Below are 1,549 nucleotides of genomic sequence, written 5' to 3' on the forward strand. Positions count from 1 at the left end.
TCTACGATGGCGATCATGGCCTCAAGGATCTCGAATCACCGGAACGCGCGTTGCTGCGGGATGAGATCGAAGGCACCGTCCATCGAACCATTCAGCAACTGCCAGAGGATTTGCGTACGGCGTTAACTTTACGTGAATTCGATGGTCTGAGTTACGAGGACATTGCGAGTGTCATGCAGTGTCCGGTGGGTACCGTGCGCTCCCGGATTTTCCGCGCTCGGGAGGCCATCGATAAAGCCCTGCAGCCGTTGTTGCAGGAAAACTGAGACAGCGGCGACAGCCAAGAGAGGAACGCCATGAGTCGTGAAGCCCTGCAGGAATCGCTGTCCGCAGTGATGGATAACGAAGCGGACGAATTGGAATTGCGTCGAGTGATCAATGCACTGGACGATGTTGAAACCCGTGAGACCTGGGCTCGTTACCAGATCGCCCGGGCAGCCATGCACAAGGACCTGCTGCTTCCGCGTCTGGACATCGCTGCGGCAGTCTCTGCTGCGCTGGAAGACGAAACGGCTCCAGCCAAAGTATCTCGTGGTCCATGGCGTAACCTCGGTCGTCTGGCCGTTGCCGCTTCGGTGACCGTTGCCGTACTGGCCGGTGTTCGTCTGTACAACCAGGACGAAATCGCGGGTGTCGAGTTGGCTCAGCAGTCCAATCAACCTTCGCTGGTAGCACCGCAAGCCAAAGGCCCGGCAGTGCTGGCAGGCTATAAGGAAAGCTCGGAAACCACCGGTCCGATGGCCAATGGCGTTCTGCAAGGTCAGCCAGGCTGGCATGATCAGCGTCTGCCAGGTTATCTGCGCCAGCATGCCCAGCAGGCTGCACTGAAAGGTACTGAAAGCGCCTTGCCTTATGCGCGTGCAGCAAGCATGGAAAACCGTTAAGGAGGATCATGCGCGCCATACCTTTACTTTCGCTTCTGCTCAGTGGCTGGTTCGTTGTTCCAGCCCACGCTGATGAGGCCCAGGACTGGTTGAACCGTCTGGGCCAAGCCGAACAGCAGCAAAGCTTTCAAGGCACCTTCGTTTACGAGCGTAACGGTAGTTTTTCTACCCATAACATCTGGCATCGTGTCCAGAACGGTCAGGTTCGTGAGCGCCTGGTTCAGCTGGACGGTTCGGCACAGGAAGTGGTGCGCATTGATGGGCATACTCAATGTGTCAGTGGCACTCTGATTGCGGGGTTGGGAGACTCTTCCAACTCGACCGCTCGTGCGTTTGATCCCCAAAAGCTGAAAAACTGGTATGACCTTGCTGTCATCGGCAAGTCGCGCGTGGCCGGGCGGGATGCGGTTATCGTATCGCTGACGCCGCGAGACCAGCATCGCTATGGTTTCGAGCTTCATCTGGACAAACAGACCGCTCTGCCGCTTAAGTCACTGCTGCTCAATGACAAGGGGCAGTTGCTCGAGCGTTTCCAGTTCACCAGCCTTGATACCGCTGATGTCCCGTCGGATAAAGATTTGCAGGCGGGCACCGATTGCAAGGCCATCACCTTGGACAGTGACAAAGCGTCTGCGGTGAAGACGGCTCAGGTCTGGCATTCGGAC

Annotated in this window: 3 protein-coding genes; all 3 read left to right on the forward strand. The window is 57.1% G+C overall.

Going from position 1 to position 1,549, the window contains the following annotated elements:
- A partial coding sequence (locus HT737_RS22625) for a sigma-70 family RNA polymerase sigma factor (protein WP_182404042.1) occupies nt 1-266 on the forward strand: 266 nt, incomplete at its 5' end.
- 30 nt (nt 267-296) lie between these two features.
- The gene (locus tag HT737_RS22630; RefSeq protein WP_041070379.1) at nt 297-884 is read left to right on the forward strand and encodes a sigma-E factor negative regulatory protein; all 588 of its coding nucleotides are present in this window, start codon (nt 297-299) and stop codon (nt 882-884) included.
- Nucleotides 885-892: 8 nt separating this feature from the next.
- Nucleotides 893-1,549, forward strand: a 657-nt coding sequence (locus HT737_RS22635) for a sigma-E factor regulatory protein RseB domain-containing protein (RefSeq protein WP_182404043.1), incomplete at its 3' end; no start/stop codon positions are given.

This window comes from Pseudomonas sp. MD195_PC81_125 (assembly GCF_014060985.1).
Lineage (GTDB): Bacteria > Pseudomonadota > Gammaproteobacteria > Pseudomonadales > Pseudomonadaceae > Aquipseudomonas > Aquipseudomonas parakoreensis.